Below are 15,795 nucleotides of genomic sequence, written 5' to 3'. Positions count from 1 at the left end.
GAAGGCGCGGCGCGGGTGCGGGGGTGGGCGGGACGGCCCGGCCCGGTGCGGGGATCCCTACTGGCCCGTGGCCCCCCGCCGGGCCCGGGCTGCGCCGTTGCGGCGTTCCCTCTTCAGTTCCCGGAGGTAGGGCTGCGCGTCCACCTGGATGGTGTGGCGGGTGGAGGCGACGTAGCGGCGGGTCAGGTTCGCGCGGTAGGTCCTGGTCTCCTCGCGCATGCGTTCCGGAGTCGGCAGTGCGCAGCGGCCCTGGAGGAGGTCCGCGACCCAGTGCGCCTGGGCCTCCGCGAGCGGCATGATCGCGCCGAGCGGCTGGACGAGGCCGATGAAGTACAGGCCGGGGCGGTCCGGTGCGACGACCCGCTGGTATAGCTCGATGTCGTTGTCCGACGGGTCGATCACCTCGTCCTTGAGGAACGGGAACGCGATGTCGTAGCCCGTGCAGTAGACGATCGCGTCGATCTCCTCCGTGCTCCCGTCCTCGAACGTCACCCGGTCGCCCTCCAGGCGTACGGGCGCGGGCCGCACCGTGAGGTCGCCGTGGCCGAGGCGTGAGAGCAGGTCGTCGGAGATGGTGGGATGGGCTCCCAGGACGCGGTGCCGTGGCCTGGGCAGCCCGTAGTCCTCCAGCCGGCCCCGGCTGAGCCGCAGCAGCAGCCGCAGGCCCAGTTCCTGCACGGCCAGGGGAGCCCTGGCCAGCCAGGACCCGGTCAGATGGTCGGTGGGTACACCGAACAGGTACTTGGGCAGGATGTGCGCGCCGCGGCGCATCGCGAGGACCGTGCGCCGGGACACCCGGGAGGTCTCCACCGCGATGTCACAGGCCGAGTTGCCGATGCCGAGGACCAGGACCCGCTTGTCGGCGAAGGGGTCCGGTGTCCTGTAGTCGTGCGCGTGCGTCTGCGTGCCGGAGAACTCATCCGCGCCCGGAAGCGCCGGCCGGGGCCAACGCGGCTTCCAGTGGTGGCCGTTGGCGACCAGCACGGCGTCGTAGACGTGTTCCGCGCTCTCGCCCGAGTCCAGGTGCCGGGTCGTGACGCTCCACCGTCCGCCGGGGCCGGGCTCGACGCTCACCACCTCGGTGCGGAAGGCGATCGACGGCCGGAGCCCGAAGTGGTCCACGAAGCTGTCGAAGTACCGGGCGATGTGGGCGTGGCCGGGGTAGACGGGGCAGTCCCGCGGCATGGGGAAGCTCGCGTACTCCATGATCTGGCGTGAGGTGTTGATGTGCAGCGAGCGGTAGGCGGACGACATCCCGTTGTCGTTCAGGTAGCGCCAGTTGCCGCCCACCTGCGATCCGGTCTCGTAGCAGTCGTAGGCGATCCCGCGTTCCGCCAGCACCTGGCAGGCGGCGATTCCGGACGAGCCCGCCCCGATGACACACACCCTCTCCATGCGACGCCTTTCCGTGTCGACGACTGTGACCACCCGGTCACATGACCGGGTGGTCACAGGCTCCGGGCCGTCGGCCGTCCTGTCAATGACCGCGACATGAGCGGGAGTTCGGAGAGGCAAGGTAACAACTGCGAAGTCCCGGCCGCCCGTTCTCCTCGGCCCGTTCCTGCCGGACTCGTTGACAGGGCATGTACACGGCACCGACCATGACCGGGCGGTCACATGACCGCCCGGTCATCCGCAGGAGACACGCATGCCCACTTCCACCTGGACCCGCCTGTCACCGGTGCGGCGCGAACGGGTCCTGGTCGCCGCGATGGACGAGTTCGGCACCCACGGCTACTCCACCGGAAGCCTCAACGTCATCGCCCGCGAGGCCGGCGTCGCCAAGGGATCACTGTTCCAGTACTTCGAGGGCAAGCTCGACCTGTTCGCCTACGTGGCCGAGCAGACGTCCCTGCGCGTCCACGCGGCCATGCGGCCCTGGCTCGACGGGTACGACGGCAGCACGGAGTTCTCCCGCTACCTCACCGACGCGCTGGAGGCGTGGCTCGACTACTTCGCGAGCCATCCCCTGGAGCGCGGGGTCACCGCCGCCACCAACATGGAACTCGACCCGGCCGTCCGCAACGCCGTACGCGCTCCGGTCCAGGACACCTACCTCGCCGGACTGCGCCCCCTGGTCCAGCGGGCGGTGGACACCGGCGACCTGCGCAAGGGTGCCGACGTCGACGCGCTGGTGTCCCTGCTGCTCATCCTGCTGCCGCACTTCGCGCTCGCGGCCCACACCCCCGGCCTCGAGGGCCCGGTACGCCTCGCGGGCGACCACCCGGAGGTGCGCCGGGCGAACATGGCCCGGCTGATCGGCCCGGTCCTCGCCGACTTCGTACCGAAGGACCGCTGATGGACACTCCCGACTACGACGTGCTCGTCATCGGCTCCGGATTCGGCGGCAGCGTCACCGCGCTGCGCCTCACGGAGAAGGGGTACCGCGTGGGGATCCTGGAGGCCGGCCGCCGCTTCGCCGACGCCGACTTCCCCCGGACCTCCTGGCACGTGCGGGACTATCTGTTCGCCCCCCGCCTCGGCTGTACGGGCATCCTGCGCATGACCCTGCTCGGCGACGTCCTCGTCCTCACCGGCGCGGGCGTCGGCGGCGGCTCCCTCGGCTACGCCAACACGCTCTACGAGCCGCCCGAGGCCTTCTACCAGGGCTCGCCCTGGGCCCGCATCACCGACTGGCGCGGCGAACTCGCCCCCTACTACGCGCAGGCCCGCCGTATGCTCGGCGTCACCCCCAACCCCCTGCTCACCGACGCCGACCGGCTTCTGCGGGACACCGCGGAGGACCTCGGCTGCGCGGACACCTTCAAGGCCGTGCCGGTCGGCGTGCACTTCGGGCCGCCCGGCACCGAACCCGGGACCCGCGTCGCCGACCCCTACTTCGGCGGCGCCGGACCGGACCGCGACGCCTGTCTGCACTGCGGGGCCTGCATGACGGGCTGCCGGCACAACGCGAAGAACACCCTGCCCAAGAACTACCTCGGCCTGGCCGAACGCGCCGGCGCCGAGGTGCTGGCCCTGCGCACGGTCACCGACGTCATCCGGGACGGCGACGGCTGGGCCGTCACCTCGGTCCGCACCGGCGCCGGCCCCATGCGCCGCACCAGGACGCTGACCGCCCGGCACGTCGTCTTCGCCGCGGGCTCGCTCGGCACTCAGAAACTGCTGCACCGGCTCCGGGAGCGCGGTTCCCTGCCTTCGGTGTCGCCACGCCTGGGCCGGCTGACCCGCACCAACTCCGAGGCCATCCTCGGCGTCCGCTCCCGGGACAGGGCCACCGACTACAGCCGGGGGGTCGCCATCACCTCCTCCGTGCACCTCGACGACAACACCCACGTCGAGGCCGTCCGCTACGGCCGCGGAAGCAATCTGCTCGGGCTCCTGGGCGCCATGCTCGTCGACCCCGTGTCCGGCCGCTCCCGGCTGTTCACCGGACTGGTGGCGATGGCCCGCAACCTGCGCGGCCTGCCGAGCCTGCACAATCCGCGCCGCTGGTCCCAGCAGACCGTCGTCCTGCTGGTCATGCAGTCCCTCGACAACTCCGTGACGACCTACCTCCGCCGCACCCTCACCGGACGCAGGCGGCTGACCAGCCGCCCCGGCGAGGGCACCCCCAACCCGGCCTGGATACCCGCCGGACACCGGGCGGCCCGCCGGGCGGCCGAGCGCAGCGGCGGCCAGCCCTGCGGCACCTGGGCCGACCTGTTCGACATCCCCACCACCGGACACCTCATCGGCGGCTGCACCGTCGGCGAGGACCCCGAGACCGGCGTGGTCGACCCCTACCACCGGCTGCACGGGCATCCCGGGCTGCATGTCATCGACGGCTCCACCATCTCGGCCAACCTCGGCGTGAACCCCTCCCTCACCATCACCGCCCTCGCCGAACGGGCCGTCGCCCTGTGGCCCAACCACGGGGAGGAGGACCCCCGCCCCGCACCCGGCGAGGCCTACCGCCCCGTACCGCCGGTACCCCCCAGGCACCCCGCCGTGCCCGCCGGCGCACCCGCAGCCCTGCGGCTCGCACCCCCCACCGGAAAGGACACTCCGTGACGAGCTACCCCGAGGAACCCTGGCACCTGGCAGGCCAGATGTACCTGTCGCTGTGGCTCGTGCCGCGGCGCGAACTGCCCCCGGCCGCGGACGGCACCCGGCCGCTCACCGTCGCCGGGCGCGGCCTCGTCGGCGCCGCCTGGGTCGTCTACGAGAACGACAGCGTCCTGCACTACAACGAACTGCTCCGGGCCGTGCTGGTACGGGACGGACGCCGCCCGCGGGTCTGCATCACCGACATCTGGGTGGACAGCGCCGCCTCCCGGGCCGGCGGCCGCGAACTGTGGGGCATCCCCAAGGAGATGGCCGAGTTCGACATCGACCGCACCGCCGGGGTACGGGCCGGAGCCGCCACGGAGCGGGACGTCCTGGCCACCGCGGCCTTCGACCCCGGCCGCCGGATACCGGGCCGCTGGCCCCTCACCTACCGGGTCGTCCAGACGCTCGACGGCGCGCTGAAGACCAGCGCCGTCCGCTCGCGCTCCGCCGTGCGGTTCGCGCGGGCCCGCTGGATCGCCCAACAGAGCAGTCCGCTGGGGGAGTTGAGCCGACGCACTCCGCTGCTCAGCCTGACCCTGGAGGACTTCACCCTCCGGTTCGGCGACGCTGCGCCCGTGCCTGCCGAGAGGCCGGCCCCGACGACGTAGCCGGGCGGCGCGAGGACGCTCCACACCGGGCGCTGTGCCCGGATGGATGAGAGTTGGACAAGTGGAGGGCGATCAAACCCTGTTCCGGCGGCCTACCGGCCGGTATACAGACCGGGTTGGGTCTGCCGGGCAGGAGCCGTCCGGTCCTCCGCGGCGCCGCGATGACGTGCGCCCGCGGGCAACCGGTACCCGTTCAGCAGGCTGTCATGGCACCAGGGGAGGGCACGATGAACGATCACACGCGTCCGGAGAACACCGCTTCGAGGCGACGGGGCGGGATGGCGCTGGGGGCCGCGCTGAGCAGCTGCGCGCTGGTCGCGGGCGTCGCTGCGGCGGCCCCCGCCGAGGCGGGCGAGGGGCACGGGAAGCACGGCGTGGACTATGTCGCCCTGGGCGACTCGTACACGTCCGGGCCCCTGATCCCCCAGCAGGTCGACGCGAACTGCGCGCGCTCCGACCACAACTACCCCTCGATCACCGCAGCCGCCCGCAAGGTCGCCTCGTTCACGGACGTCAGCTGCTCCGGCGCGAAGACCGACGAGATGTGGAAGGCGCAGGGGACCAACGGACCCCAGCTGAACGCGGTGAAGCGGGACACCGACCTGGTGACCCTGCAGATCGGCGGCAACGACATGGGCTTCGGCCCGATCATCTCCACCTGCGCCGGGCTCAGTTCCAAGGACCTCGCGGGCAACCCCTGCCAGCAGTACTACAACGCGGCCGGGTACGACCAGCTCACCGTGAACATCCTTCAGACGGCTCCCAAGGTCGCCCGGGTGCTGCGCGAGATCCACGCACGGGCCCCGCACGCCCGCGTGGTCGTCGTCGGCTACCCCGACCTGCTGCCCGACGACGGCAGCGGCTGCTACCCGACGGTGCCGTTCGCCGCGAAGGACTTCCCCTATCTGCGTGACACCGGCAAGAAGCTCAACCTGATGCTCCGCACGGTCGCCTTCCTGAACCGGGCCGAGTACGTGGACACGTACCGGCCGACCGTGGGCCACGACATGTGCAAGGCGCCCGCCGACCGCTGGATCGAGCCGCTGCGCCCGACCTCCCCCGCGGCCCCCGCACACCCCAACGCCCTGGGCCAGCAGGCCATGGCCCAGGCGGTCCTGGCCGAACTGAACCGGGGTTCGGGCCACCACCACTGACCCGTTGCGGGGCCCGTCCCGGCCATGGCCGGGACGGGCCCCGTGCGCGGCGGCCGGGTCAGGAGGATGGGACCTCGTCCACGAACGCCGTTCCGGCTCCGCGGTAGGCGGTCACCTTGGCGGTCACCTGGGCCGGGGTGAGGACCTGGTCCTTGACGTGCAGGACGTAGTCGACCTGCTCGTCGTACGCGCGGGCCGTGGTCGAGGTCTGGCCGGCGAGGTCGATCAGCCACTGGTTGAAGTTGATCGACATCGGCCGCTCGGGCAGGTACTGGGCGTCATGGGTGCCGAACAGCTGCCCGTCGATGTAGTACTTGATGCTGCTGCTGTCGATGGTGAGCACCAGGTCGTGCCAGCCGGCGTAGCTCTGGCGCGACTCGGTGTGCTGGTTGACCGCCTGCCAGGGGTCGGGGTTGTACGTCTCCCAGGAGGTCGTGTACAGGATGTTGCCGGTCTCGCCCCAGCCGCCGTTGGGCAGGTACTCGAAGTCGTACTCGGCGTAGTCGTCGGCCATCGGGGCCGTGAGGTCGTTGATGGTGAAGAACGTCTGGACCAGGTGGTCGCCGTCCGGGCCGGACTTCGGGGCGTCGGAGAACTTCACCCGGGCCGCGTAGGTGCCGTTCTTGAACTTCATGCTCTTGGTGAGGACCTCGGTCTGCCGGGTGGACTCGCCGGTGCCCGCGGTCGAGGTCTCCAGGTTCATCACCTTGTTGCCGGACACGGTCGGGAAGGTGACCTTGGACGGGTCCCAGGTCGCGCCGGGGACACCCGGGCCGCCGGAGTTGGAGCGGACGTTCCAGCCGTGCGCGGAGATCGCCGGGTCGCTGGACGACGTGTACGAGAAGTCGTCGAACAGGGCCTGGCCGCCGCCGGGCGGGTCCGTCGGGTCGGTGGGGTCAGTCGGGTCCGTGGGGTCGTTACCGGCGGGCGCCGTGCCCCACACGGTGGCTCCGGCGAGCTGCGCGGTGACCTTGTTCCAGTCCGCGTACGAGGTCTGGGTCCCGCCGAACGAGTAGTCGTCCGCCTGGTTCAGCGGCTGCCAGCTGGACTGGTAGAAGCGCAGTTGCATGTCGCCGGTGTCGGCGCCCGGTGCCAGCGTGCCTGCCCCGGAGGTGAAGCCGATCTCCAGGTACCGGTCCGCCGTCGCGGTGGGGTGGGCGAGAGTGCCGAACGTGCCGGTGACGTTCGCGCAGCCCTTGACGGCCCAGGAACAGGCGAAGCGGTACGTGGCGCTCGCGGAGTCCGCCTTGAAGTAGTAGCGGATCCTCACCTGGCTCAACTGCACCGACGCGGAGCCCGTGTTGCGCACCTTGAACCAGGGCTCGCTCTGGTCGGCGGTGGCCCCGCTCGCGCTCGTGCGGTACTGGACGGCGAGGCCTCCGGCCGCCGCGGCGGGGACGGACATCGGGACGGCGACCAGGGCGGTGCCGCCCAGCAGCGCGGACAGGGCGAGGGCCACGCGGCGGCGGCCGGAGAGGGGGCGCTTGCTCATGCTGGTTCCTTTCGGTGGGCTCCCGCCGGGCGGGCCGTGGGAGGTGGGGGTGCTCAGGAACACGGGGAGACATGCCATGCTTGACCAGTTGGCAAACGGGTTTACCAGTTGGCGTCGCCTGAAAGTGGCATAGACCAATGCGCTCGTCAACCCTCCTGTACTCAAAGGAAGTTGGGTGGAGGGGGAGGGGTGGGCCACCTGGCGCGGGCAAGCATCCGGGATGCAATCCCTTTGACCAGCAGACCAGTTAAGGTCGGAGGCCGTACCAGTTGGCCGGAACCGACGACGAGCGAGGATCCCGCATGGAGATCGATCCCGCCGCCTCCCGCGCGGTACTCAAGCGGGAAAGGGTCAGAGACACGATCCTGGAGCTCATCGAGGAGCGCCGCCCCGGCGACGCCATCCCCTCCGAGCGCACGCTCTGCGCCCAACTCGGCGTCTCCCGGCCCACCCTGAGGGCCGCGGTCGACCAACTCGTCGTCGCCGGACTGCTGGTGCGGGAGCACGGACGGGGCATGTTCGTGGCCGCCGAGAAGATCACCCAGGAACTCGTCCCCGACCGGAGGAACTTCAGCCTGCCCCAGGCCGCGGGCACCTGGACCAGCAGACTCCTGGAGTTCAGCACGGTCCCCGCGGGCGCCAGGGTGGGCCGCAGGCTGCGCATCTCTCCCGCGGCCGCCATCCGGTACGTGGCACGGCTCCGCCTCGTCGACGGCTCGCCCATGGCCATCGAGTACCTCCACGTCCCCGCGATACTCGTGCCCGACCTGACCAGTGACGAACTGGAGAACGGCGACCTGTACGAGCACCTCGGCGAACGGCACGGCATCGAGGTCGCCGAGGCGGTCCAGTCGATCGAGCCCACCGTCCTGACCCGTGACGAGGCCGGCCTGCTCGACGTGCCGGAACTGTCCCCGGCCCTGCTGTTCGAACGGCTCACCTCGGACGCCTCGGGCCGGCCGGTGGAGTACGTCCACTCGATCTACCGCGGAGACCGCTACCGCATCGTCTCCCGGCTGGCCCTCGGCCCCCGCTCCGGGCACTCCTCACCCCACGACGGCCACCATCCCGGGATCCCGCCGGGGGACTTCCTGCCGGGCGAGCCGGTCACCTTCTCCACCCGGGGCGTGGTGGCCGACGGCCTGTTCGGACAGGGCGGCGGAGCCGGCGGGGGCGCACCCGTGGCGTGAGGGCGCGGGCGCGAGGTGCCGGCCCGGCTCAGGACGACGCCGGATCAGGGTGCCGGATCAGGGCCCCGGCTCAGGACGATGGCTGAACACGCCGGCTCGGAACAGTGGCTGAAGACGCCGGCTCAGGACGGCGGGACGGGGGATCCGGCAGGCCCGTCCCCGGCCTCCTCCTGCTCCGCCGTCCCCGGCAGCGCCTGCTCGGTCCAGATCGCCTTGCCCTCCGGGGTGTAGCGGCTGCCCCAGCGCTCGCACAGGGCGTTGATGAGCTGGAGGCCCCGGCCTCCCTCGTCGGTGTCCGTGGCCCGCCGGATGCGGGGCATCGTCAGACTCGCGTCGGACACCTCGCACACGAGCGTCCCGCTGCACAGGAGCCTCAGTCCGATGGGGCCGTTGGCGTGCCGGATGACATTGCCGACCAGCTCGCTGGCCAGCAGCTCCGTCGTCATGACCAGGTCCTCGAGGTGCCACTGGGCCAACTGCTCCCGTACGTGGCGACGCGCCTCGCCCGCCGCCTCCGGACCCTCCGGCAGCGCCCAGGAGGCCACCTGGCGATCGGCCACATGGTGCACGCGAGCGATCAGCAGGGCCGCGTCGTCGGTGGTGGCGCCGTCGGGCAGCAGCCCCGCCGTCACGGAGTCGCACAGCTCCCCCAGGTCGGGGCTTCCCGCCCGGTCGGCCAGCAGACCGGCGAGCAGGCCCATGCCCTGGTCGATCTCCCGTTGCGGTGACGTCACGAGCCCGTCGGTGAACAGGACGAGCAGGCTCTCCGCCGACAGCTCCAGCCGCGTCGTCTCGAACGGGGGGAACGCCGCGCCCAGCGGCGGGTTGACCGCGACCTCCGGGAAGCCGGCGGTGCCGTCCGGCCGGACGACGAGCGGCGGCGGATGCCCCGCCCGCACCATGGTGCAGGACCCGTCGGTGGAGTCGTAGAGCGCGAACAGACAGGTCGCGTACGAGTGTTCACCGAGGCCGCTCACGATGTCGTTGAGGTGGCCCATGATCTCGTCGGGCGGCAGTTCCAGGGCGGCCAGCGTGTGCAGCGCGGTGCGCAGACGCCCCATGGTCGCCGCCTCCGACAGCCCGTGGCCCATCACGTCCCCGACGACCAGGGCCACCTGACCCGCCGACAGCGGGATCAGGTCGTACCAGTCCCCGCCCACGTCCGCGGTCTGCCCGGCCGGTACGTACCGGGCCGCCGCGGTCGCCTCGGGCACGGCCGGGAGCTCCCGCGGGAGCAGCGCCTGCTGGAGTTCCTCGGAACGGGTGAGCTCGGCCTCGTAGAGCCGGGCCCGCTCCAGCGCGTGCGCGACCAGGGCGCTGATGGTGATGAGGAGCGTGCGTTCCTCGGACGTCAGACGCCGCGCCGTGTCGAAGGCGATGACGCACACGCCGAAGGTGTGACCGGAGGCCGTCAGCGGGAGGAACGCCCACGCCTCCTTGTCGGTCGGAGGACGGCTGCCGGTGTCGGGGAAGGCCGCGGCCCATTCCTCACGCGACGAGTGGAAGCGGGGTTCGCCGGTCAGGACCGCGTCCCCGAGGGGGCCGGAGTCCGCCACCTCCATGCCGCGCGCTCCGTGCATCAGTTCCAGGAAGGAGCTCGGATAGCCGACGGACCCGATGTGCACCAGCTTCTCCTCCTCCATGACGAGGACGAGCAGGCCCTGGGCGTCGAACAGGGGAAGGACGCGCTGGGCGACCGCCGCCACCACGTCCTCGGACGTGGTGGCCGCCGCGAGCTGGGTGGTCAGCTCCGCCGTCCGGCTCGCCCGCTCGGCGGTGGCGCGGACGGCCGCCGCCTGCTCGGCCTCACGGTGGCGGCGGTCGGTGACATCGGTGAAGTACACCGTGAGCCCGCCGGGGACGGGCACGATCCGCAGGTCGTAGCAGCGTCCGGTGTCGGCCAGCGTGATGTCGAAGCCCGCGGCCGTCGACCGGGCCGCGCCGCCGCGGCACTTCTCCTCCAGGTCCGGCACCTGGCGCAGGGCCGGCAGGTCCCACAGGTTCCGGCCGAACAGCATCTCGCCGGCCGAGCCGAGAACCCGCTCCGCCTCCAGATTGGCGAAGGTGATCCGCCAGTCCTCGTCCACGGACAGGAAGGCGTCACTCATGTGCCGCAGGGCCCGGCTGAGCGCGTCACGGGTGGAGCGCGCCGCGTCGCTCGCCCAGCCCCTGCCGACGATGCGCGCGACCTGGCCCGCGTCGTCGAGCTCGACATGACCGGACGCGCGGGTCCACGTGTAGCCGCCGTCGCTGCGCCGCACCCGGTACTCGGCCTCGAACGGCGCCTGTGTACGGATGGTGCGTTCGACGGCGGCCAGGGTGCTCGCGAGATCGTCCGGGTGCACCACCTTCATCCAGGTCTCGACCGCGGGAGCGAACTCCCGCGGCTCGGTCTGGTAGACCCTCATGGCCGTGCGGTCCCACGTCAGCTCACCGGTCCGCACGTCCCACGCCCAGGATCCGACCGGGGTGGCGTCGAGGTCGGTGCCCAGCCGCGCAGGCGCCGGCATCTTCTTCAGCCGGTTCGTCGTCCAACCGGCCACCGCCGTCAGGAACGTCCACTGTTCGGCCGTCGGCTCCTGGTTGTCACCGGTCAGACAGGTGATGGCCCCGATGGCGCGGCCCTCGTACATCAGGGGCACGGAGAACCAGCCGGACCGCGACAGCAGGGGTGCGGTCGGTTCGTCCACGTCGGAGGGGAGCGCGGCCACCCACACGCGCTCGCCGGAGCGCACGGCGCGCGCGGTCGCCGTGGGCCCGTCCTGGTCGACGATCTCCCAGGCGCGGGTGGCCGACGACGGCAGTCCGGTGGAGGACACCAGACGCAGGGCCGACATGGGGCCCCGCAGGTAGACGGCCCCGCCGACGCAGCCCAGCTCCGCGATGGAGTGCTGTAGGGCGAGCCGGAAGACCTCGCTTTCCGTGATGCCGTCGTCAGCGGTGTCGAGTAGGTCCAGCCGCCTGATCACAGACCCAATATAGGGGCGAATGCCGTAAATGACATGAAAGGAAAAATGTGCCGATGGTGCCCTCGCCCCGGTCGGGGAACGCGGGTTTCCCCGGTTGCGGGGTGCGGTGAGCGACACCAACCTGGCCAGGACGCCCGTGCGGCGGGACGGACGCGACGACGGGAGGGCGGTGGCACACAGGTGAACGCCGGATCGCGTCGTCCTCGCCCGCGGCCGGGCGAACCCGGCTCGGCAGGCGCCGGGCGCCGAGCGGGCCGTGCCAGGGGCAACCGCTCCTCTCGTGGGGCCCGGTCGGTCGCCCGGGCCCGCGCCGACGCGCGCCACGGCACCGAGGACCTGCGGACCCCGGTCGGCCACGGACTCGTCGTCGCCGCGGCCTACGCGTGGCGGGTCCTCGTCGTCGGCATCGTCGCGTACGCGGTGTTCGGCCTCCTGGGGCGGCTGCAACTCGTCGCCGTGGCCCTGTTCCTCGCGCTCGTCGTCACCGCGGTCCTGCGTCCGCTCGCCGATCTGCTGGCACGGCGCATGCCGAGGACCCCGGCGGTGATCCTGAGCATCCTCGGGAGCATCCTGCTGGTGCTGGGTGTGATGGCACTGGTCGGCGGAGTCGTGGCGGGCGAGTCGGGGAAGCTGGGCCACGAGTTCGCCGGTGGCCTCGGGCGGATCGAACGATGGCTGGAGGGCTCGCCGTTCCATCTGAGCCACGCCGTGCTGTCGGACTTCCAGGGCAAGGTGGCCGATTTCGTCTCCGGACACCGTTCCGAACTGATCAGCAGCGCCCTCAGCGGTGCCGGCCGTGCGGTGGAGTTCATCACCGGCCTGGTGCTCGCGTTGTTCTGCTCGCTGTTCTTCATCCGCTCCGGGGACAGGTTCTGGCGCTGGTTCCAGGAACTGCTGCCCGAGGGTGTGCGGGACCCCTGGGACCGCGGCGGGCGCGCGGCCTGGCGGACCTTCGCCGGGTACACGCGCGGCATCATCATCGTCGCGGCCACCAACGCCATCCTCGTCGGCATCGCCCTCTACGTGCTCGGTGTCCCGCTGGCCCTGCCGCTCACCCTGCTGGAGTTCTTCGCCGCGTTCATCCCCCTGGTGGGCTCGCCCGTCGCGCTCGGTGTGGCCACCGTCGTCGCGCTCGCCACCAAGGGGCCCGTCGTCGCGCTCATCGTGCTCGCGCTGATCGTCGTCATCGGCCAGCTGGAGGGGCACGTCCTGCACCCGCTCGTGCTGAGCTGGGCCGTCCGGCTGCACCCCGTGGTCGTGGCCGTCTCCGTCATCGCCGGCAGCATCCTGGCGGGGGTGACCGGTGCCGTCGTGGCGGTACCGATGGTGTCGGTCGCCTGGTCGGTGATCACCGAACTCCGGGCAGGCCCCGAGCCCGAGCCCTCGGGACGCTCACCGGGAGGGAAGACCGCGCCGCCCTGAGCGGGGGCACGGTCCCCCATGGCCCTGTGGCCCGCAGGCGCCATCGCCCTCATGGCATCTCGGGCGGCATCGCCCTCACGGTCGCTCAGGAGGCCTCCACGGCCGCCTTGATCCGCGCGCCGAAGGCGTCCGCGTCCTTGCGGGCCGCGCTCAGCGCGAGGCCCACCAGGAGCTTGCCGATGCCATGGCCCTCCAGGACGTTGAAGATCCGTACGCGGGTCGTCCCGGGCCCGGTGGACTCCAGGTCGTAGCCGCCTTCCTTGGCCATGACGGCGTTCTTGGAGACCTCCGCCCAGCGGATCCGCCGGGACGGCTCGAACTCGGTGATCCGGAACTTCCGGCCCGTCTTCATCCCGGCGTCCTTGACCGTGCTGGTGAACACCGTGCCCACGCCCGTCGGGCCCTCCGGGGTCTTCGCGATCGACTGCACCCTGGGGCTGAACTTGGGGTCGTTCGTACCGGCGGCGAGGAAGGCGAAGACCTCCTCGATGGGCCGGTTGATCTCGGTTGTCGCCTCGAACTGACCGGACACGGTTCCTCCTGTGCTGCGATCACGGACCGCCCGCTGAGGGGGTGCGCGGGTACCGCGCCCGTTCAGCCTAGGGGGCGAGGGGCTCGCCGGCGCGTCGCACGGGCACCTCAGCGTTCGAAGGAATCCGTCAGGCGCACGGTGTAGCCGTCCTCCTCCATCAGGACGACGGTGACGCCGAAGGGGTTGGGATGGTCCAGCTCCAATGGAGTGAAGGCGTACTCGACGGCGGCCCCGACCGGCGGCGGGAGATCGCCGCCCGGCTGCGGGGCGGGGACCTCGTCCCAGTCGAGGTCGGCCGCGGACCCGTCAGGACCCTCGGGGCCGGCCGACAAGGGCGGCGCGCTGTAGGGGAACCGGTGCAGCACATGGCCCTCCGGGGTGGCCCGGACCATGTTCAGGCACGGGGAGGGGCCGACGACGGGCAGCTCGCAGGCGCCGGCGACCTCCTGGGTCTCCCAGGCCAGGACCACCTCGTCCGCCTGGGCCGCGGCGGCGATGTTCGACAGCGCGGCGATGCCCGTGAGCGCGTCGGCCCCGGGCGCGGTCGGGCGGACCCAGATCAGTCCGACCAGCTCTCCCCGCACCAGCGGCATGATGACCGGCCGGGGCACCGCGCCCTCGCGCACCCCCTTCGCGTAGGTGCCTTTCATCGAGCCGACCAGTGCGTCCCACGTCCGTGCGTCCACCCGAGCCCCCTGTACCGCCGCCGTCTTCGATCACGCCGACCCTGTCACGCGGGGTGCCCCAGTGTCAGCGGGATCCCCGGCGGACGACCCCTTCGGGGCCCCGGCGCACACCGCCGCCGACCGTTCGCGGGAGCGCCCTCTACGCTCGGTGGGATGGCACGTGTGGAAGTCCTCCAGCTGCTGGTCTCGGGCGTGCACCGGTTCGAGGGCCGGCCGGGTGACGGGGTGCCCCCGCTGCCCGGCACCGACCTGGTGACGACCGCCCGGGTGCGCGCCGGGCTCGGCCTCGTCGGCGACCGCTACTTCAACCGTCCGGCCCATCGCAACGCGTCGATCACCGTCATGGCCGCCGAGCGCCTCCCGCGGGGGCCGGCCGGGGAAGCCGGCCTCCGGGAGACCCGGCGCAACGTTCTGCTGCGGGGCGTGGACATCGACGCCTTCGTCGGGGCGACGGTCTCCCTGGACTGCGGCACCGGACCCGTGGTCCTCGCCGTGCGCAGCGCGGCCCGTCCCTGCGGATGGATGGACGCCACGCTCGGCCCCGGCTCGCGCCGGGCGTTGCGCGACGGCGGCGGTGTGCGCTGCCGCCCGCTGACCGACGGCGTCCTCACGGTCGGTCCGGCCGAGTTCGTGGTGGTGGAACCGGCGCCGGGGAAGCACTGAGCGCCGACCCGACCGCCGTGACATCTCACCCCGTGTCCCTGCTGTCCTCGTTGTTCAACCGGCCGGTTGACTACGGCGTGGGGGCAGGCGTACGGTTGTTCAACCGAGTGGTTGATTAACCTTCCGGTTGAGGAGGTGGAGGCGCGAGGTGTCCGACGACCGGCTCTCCCGGGTGTTCTCGGCCCTGGCCGACCCGACCCGGCGCGACATCGTGGCCCGGCTGGCCACGGGGGACGCCACGGTCAACGAACTGGCCGCGCCCTACGACGTGACGGTGCAGGCCGTGTCCAAGCACATCAGGGTGCTGGAGGACGCCGGCCTGGTCAGCCGCAGCAGGGACGCCCAGCGTCGGCCCTGCCATCTCGAGGGGGAGGTCCTGGACCTCATGACGCGATGGATCGAGCGCTACCGCCGCGAGGCGGAGGACCGTTTCCGCCGGCTCGACACCGTCCTCGAGGAGATGGCGGACGGGCCGGCGGAAGGACCGGCGGAGAAGGAGGCGGCCTCATGAGCACCGCGAACGGCGGCGATCGGCGCGAGACACGGATCGAGGCCGACCCCGAGCTGCCCACCATCCTCATCACCCGTGAGTTCGACGCCCCTCGGGAGCGGGTGTTCCGCGCGTACACCGACCCGGGTCTCGTCGTCCGGTGGCTCGGCCCGCGCCGGCTCACGATGCGGATCGACGTCTACGAGGCGCGCACCGGAGGCTCGTACCGCTATGTGCACAGCGAGGACGACGGGACGGAGTACGGCTTCCGCGGCGTCTTCCACGAAGTGCGCCCCGCCGAGCGCATCGTGCAGACCTTCTCCTACGACGGTCACCCGGACGGCGTCAGCCTGGAGACCACCGTCTTCGAGGACCTCGGCGGCCGGACCCGGGTCACCACCACGTCGCTCATGGGCTCCGTCGAGGCCCGGGACGCGATGATCAGAAGCGGGATGAGCAGGGGCGTGCGCGAGGGCCACGAGCGCCTGGACGAACTGCTCGGCGACGGGCCGGGCGAAAGCGCGTGACGAAGGACCGGA

The 15,795-nt window shown here is 71.9% G+C and carries 14 protein-coding genes; 9 read left to right on the top strand and 5 right to left on the bottom strand.

What is annotated here, in order from left to right; translation table 11 throughout:
* Positions 1-57: 57 nt before the first annotated feature.
* Positions 58-1,395, bottom strand: a complete 1,338-nt coding sequence (locus IO36_RS07065) for an NAD(P)-binding domain-containing protein (RefSeq protein WP_037617358.1) — start codon at positions 1,393-1,395, stop codon at positions 58-60.
* Positions 1,396-1,648: 253 nt separating this feature from the next.
* On the opposite strand from IO36_RS07065, the gene IO36_RS07060 reads away from it, so the two are divergent.
* From IO36_RS07060 to IO36_RS07045, 4 genes are all read left to right on the top strand, one after another.
* On the top strand, positions 1,649-2,299 hold the full coding sequence (locus IO36_RS07060; RefSeq protein ID WP_037617356.1) for a TetR/AcrR family transcriptional regulator: 651 nt from the start codon (positions 1,649-1,651) through the stop codon (positions 2,297-2,299).
* Positions 2,299-4,011, top strand: a complete 1,713-nt coding sequence (locus IO36_RS07055; protein WP_037617355.1) for a GMC oxidoreductase — start codon at positions 2,299-2,301, stop codon at positions 4,009-4,011. The genes IO36_RS07060 and IO36_RS07055 overlap by 1 nt, the downstream gene beginning before the upstream one ends.
* Entirely contained in the window at positions 4,008-4,658 is a 651-nt protein-coding gene (locus IO36_RS07050; RefSeq protein WP_037617352.1) for an acetoacetate decarboxylase family protein, read from the top strand. The genes IO36_RS07055 and IO36_RS07050 overlap by 4 nt, the downstream gene beginning before the upstream one ends.
* Before the next feature lie 227 nt (positions 4,659-4,885).
* Positions 4,886-5,812 (top strand): SGNH/GDSL hydrolase family protein, encoded by a 927-nt coding sequence (locus IO36_RS07045; RefSeq protein ID WP_051900107.1) that lies wholly within the window; start codon positions 4,886-4,888, stop codon positions 5,810-5,812.
* A gap of 58 nt (positions 5,813-5,870) precedes the next feature.
* Here the strand turns inward: IO36_RS07045 and IO36_RS07040 are convergent, their stop codons facing one another.
* A complete protein-coding gene (locus tag IO36_RS07040) occupies positions 5,871-7,304 on the bottom strand; it encodes a cellulose binding domain-containing protein (protein WP_037617348.1) in 1,434 nt (477 codons plus the stop codon).
* Positions 7,305-7,606: 302 nt separating this feature from the next.
* Between IO36_RS07040 and IO36_RS07035 the strand changes: the two genes are divergently transcribed.
* Positions 7,607-8,494 (top strand): GntR family transcriptional regulator, encoded by an 888-nt coding sequence (locus IO36_RS07035; protein WP_051900105.1) that lies wholly within the window; start codon positions 7,607-7,609, stop codon positions 8,492-8,494.
* 122 nt (positions 8,495-8,616) lie between these two features.
* Here the strand turns inward: IO36_RS07035 and IO36_RS07030 are convergent, their stop codons facing one another.
* Positions 8,617-11,463 (bottom strand): SpoIIE family protein phosphatase, encoded by a 2,847-nt coding sequence (locus IO36_RS07030; RefSeq protein WP_051900103.1) that lies wholly within the window; start codon positions 11,461-11,463, stop codon positions 8,617-8,619.
* Positions 11,464-11,643: 180 nt separating this feature from the next.
* Here IO36_RS07030 and IO36_RS07025 point away from each other — a divergent pair, with 180 nt between their 5' ends.
* Complete coding sequence (locus IO36_RS07025) at positions 11,644-12,885, top strand: AI-2E family transporter (RefSeq protein ID WP_037617346.1); 1,242 nt, start codon at positions 11,644-11,646, stop codon at positions 12,883-12,885.
* 85 nt (positions 12,886-12,970) lie between these two features.
* On the opposite strand, the gene IO36_RS07020 is transcribed toward IO36_RS07025, so the two are convergent.
* Positions 12,971-13,417, bottom strand: a complete 447-nt coding sequence (locus tag IO36_RS07020; protein WP_037617344.1) for an SRPBCC family protein — start codon at positions 13,415-13,417, stop codon at positions 12,971-12,973.
* 107 nt (positions 13,418-13,524) lie between these two features.
* Positions 13,525-14,103: a hypothetical protein gene (locus IO36_RS07015; RefSeq protein WP_037617342.1), complete on the bottom strand. Its 579-nt coding sequence runs from the start codon at positions 14,101-14,103 to the stop codon at positions 13,525-13,527.
* Between the two features lie 153 nt (positions 14,104-14,256).
* On the opposite strand from IO36_RS07015, the gene IO36_RS07010 reads away from it, so the two are divergent.
* The 3 genes from IO36_RS07010 to IO36_RS47970 all read left to right on the top strand — a co-directional run bounded on the left by IO36_RS07010 (position 14,257) and on the right by IO36_RS47970 (position 15,783).
* Positions 14,257-14,766 carry a hypothetical protein gene (locus IO36_RS07010; RefSeq protein WP_037617340.1) on the top strand — a complete coding sequence of 170 codons (510 nt, stop codon included), beginning with the start codon at positions 14,257-14,259 and terminating at the stop codon, positions 14,764-14,766.
* A gap of 148 nt (positions 14,767-14,914) precedes the next feature.
* Complete coding sequence (locus IO36_RS07005; protein WP_037617336.1) at positions 14,915-15,277, top strand: ArsR/SmtB family transcription factor; 363 nt, start codon at positions 14,915-14,917, stop codon at positions 15,275-15,277.
* Complete coding sequence (locus IO36_RS47970) at positions 15,274-15,783, top strand: SRPBCC family protein (RefSeq protein ID WP_037617334.1); 510 nt, start codon at positions 15,274-15,276, stop codon at positions 15,781-15,783. Before IO36_RS07005 ends, IO36_RS47970 begins: the two co-directional genes overlap by 4 nt.
* Positions 15,784-15,795 lie beyond the last annotated feature (12 nt).

It is taken from the genome of Streptomyces aureus (assembly GCF_000725495.1).
Lineage (GTDB): Bacteria > Actinomycetota > Actinomycetes > Streptomycetales > Streptomycetaceae > Streptomyces > Streptomyces aureus_B.
The sequence above is the reverse complement of the archived record's forward strand: the minus strand, read 5'-3'. Positions and strand labels throughout refer to the sequence as shown.

What these genes read in the sequence shown, in the direction of transcription:
- IO36_RS07060 (WP_037617356.1), top strand. Translation starts at nt 1,649, where the DNA reads ATGCCCACTTCCACCTGGACCCGCCTGTCACCGGTGCGGCGCGAACGG.
- IO36_RS47970 (WP_037617334.1), top strand. Translation starts at nt 15,274, where the DNA reads ATGAGCACCGCGAACGGCGGCGATCGGCGCGAGACACGGATCGAGGCC.
- IO36_RS07045 (WP_051900107.1), top strand. Translation starts at nt 4,886, where the DNA reads ATGAACGATCACACGCGTCCGGAGAACACCGCTTCGAGGCGACGGGGC.
- IO36_RS07040 (WP_037617348.1), bottom strand. Translation starts at nt 7,304, where the DNA reads ATGAGCAAGCGCCCCCTCTCCGGCCGCCGCCGCGTGGCCCTCGCCCTG.
- IO36_RS07055 (WP_037617355.1), top strand. Translation starts at nt 2,299, where the DNA reads ATGGACACTCCCGACTACGACGTGCTCGTCATCGGCTCCGGATTCGGC.
- IO36_RS07065 (WP_037617358.1), bottom strand. Translation starts at nt 1,395, where the DNA reads ATGGAGAGGGTGTGTGTCATCGGGGCGGGCTCGTCCGGAATCGCCGCC.
- IO36_RS07010 (WP_037617340.1), top strand. Translation starts at nt 14,257, where the DNA reads ATGGCACGTGTGGAAGTCCTCCAGCTGCTGGTCTCGGGCGTGCACCGG.
- IO36_RS07035 (WP_051900105.1), top strand. Translation starts at nt 7,607, where the DNA reads ATGGAGATCGATCCCGCCGCCTCCCGCGCGGTACTCAAGCGGGAAAGG.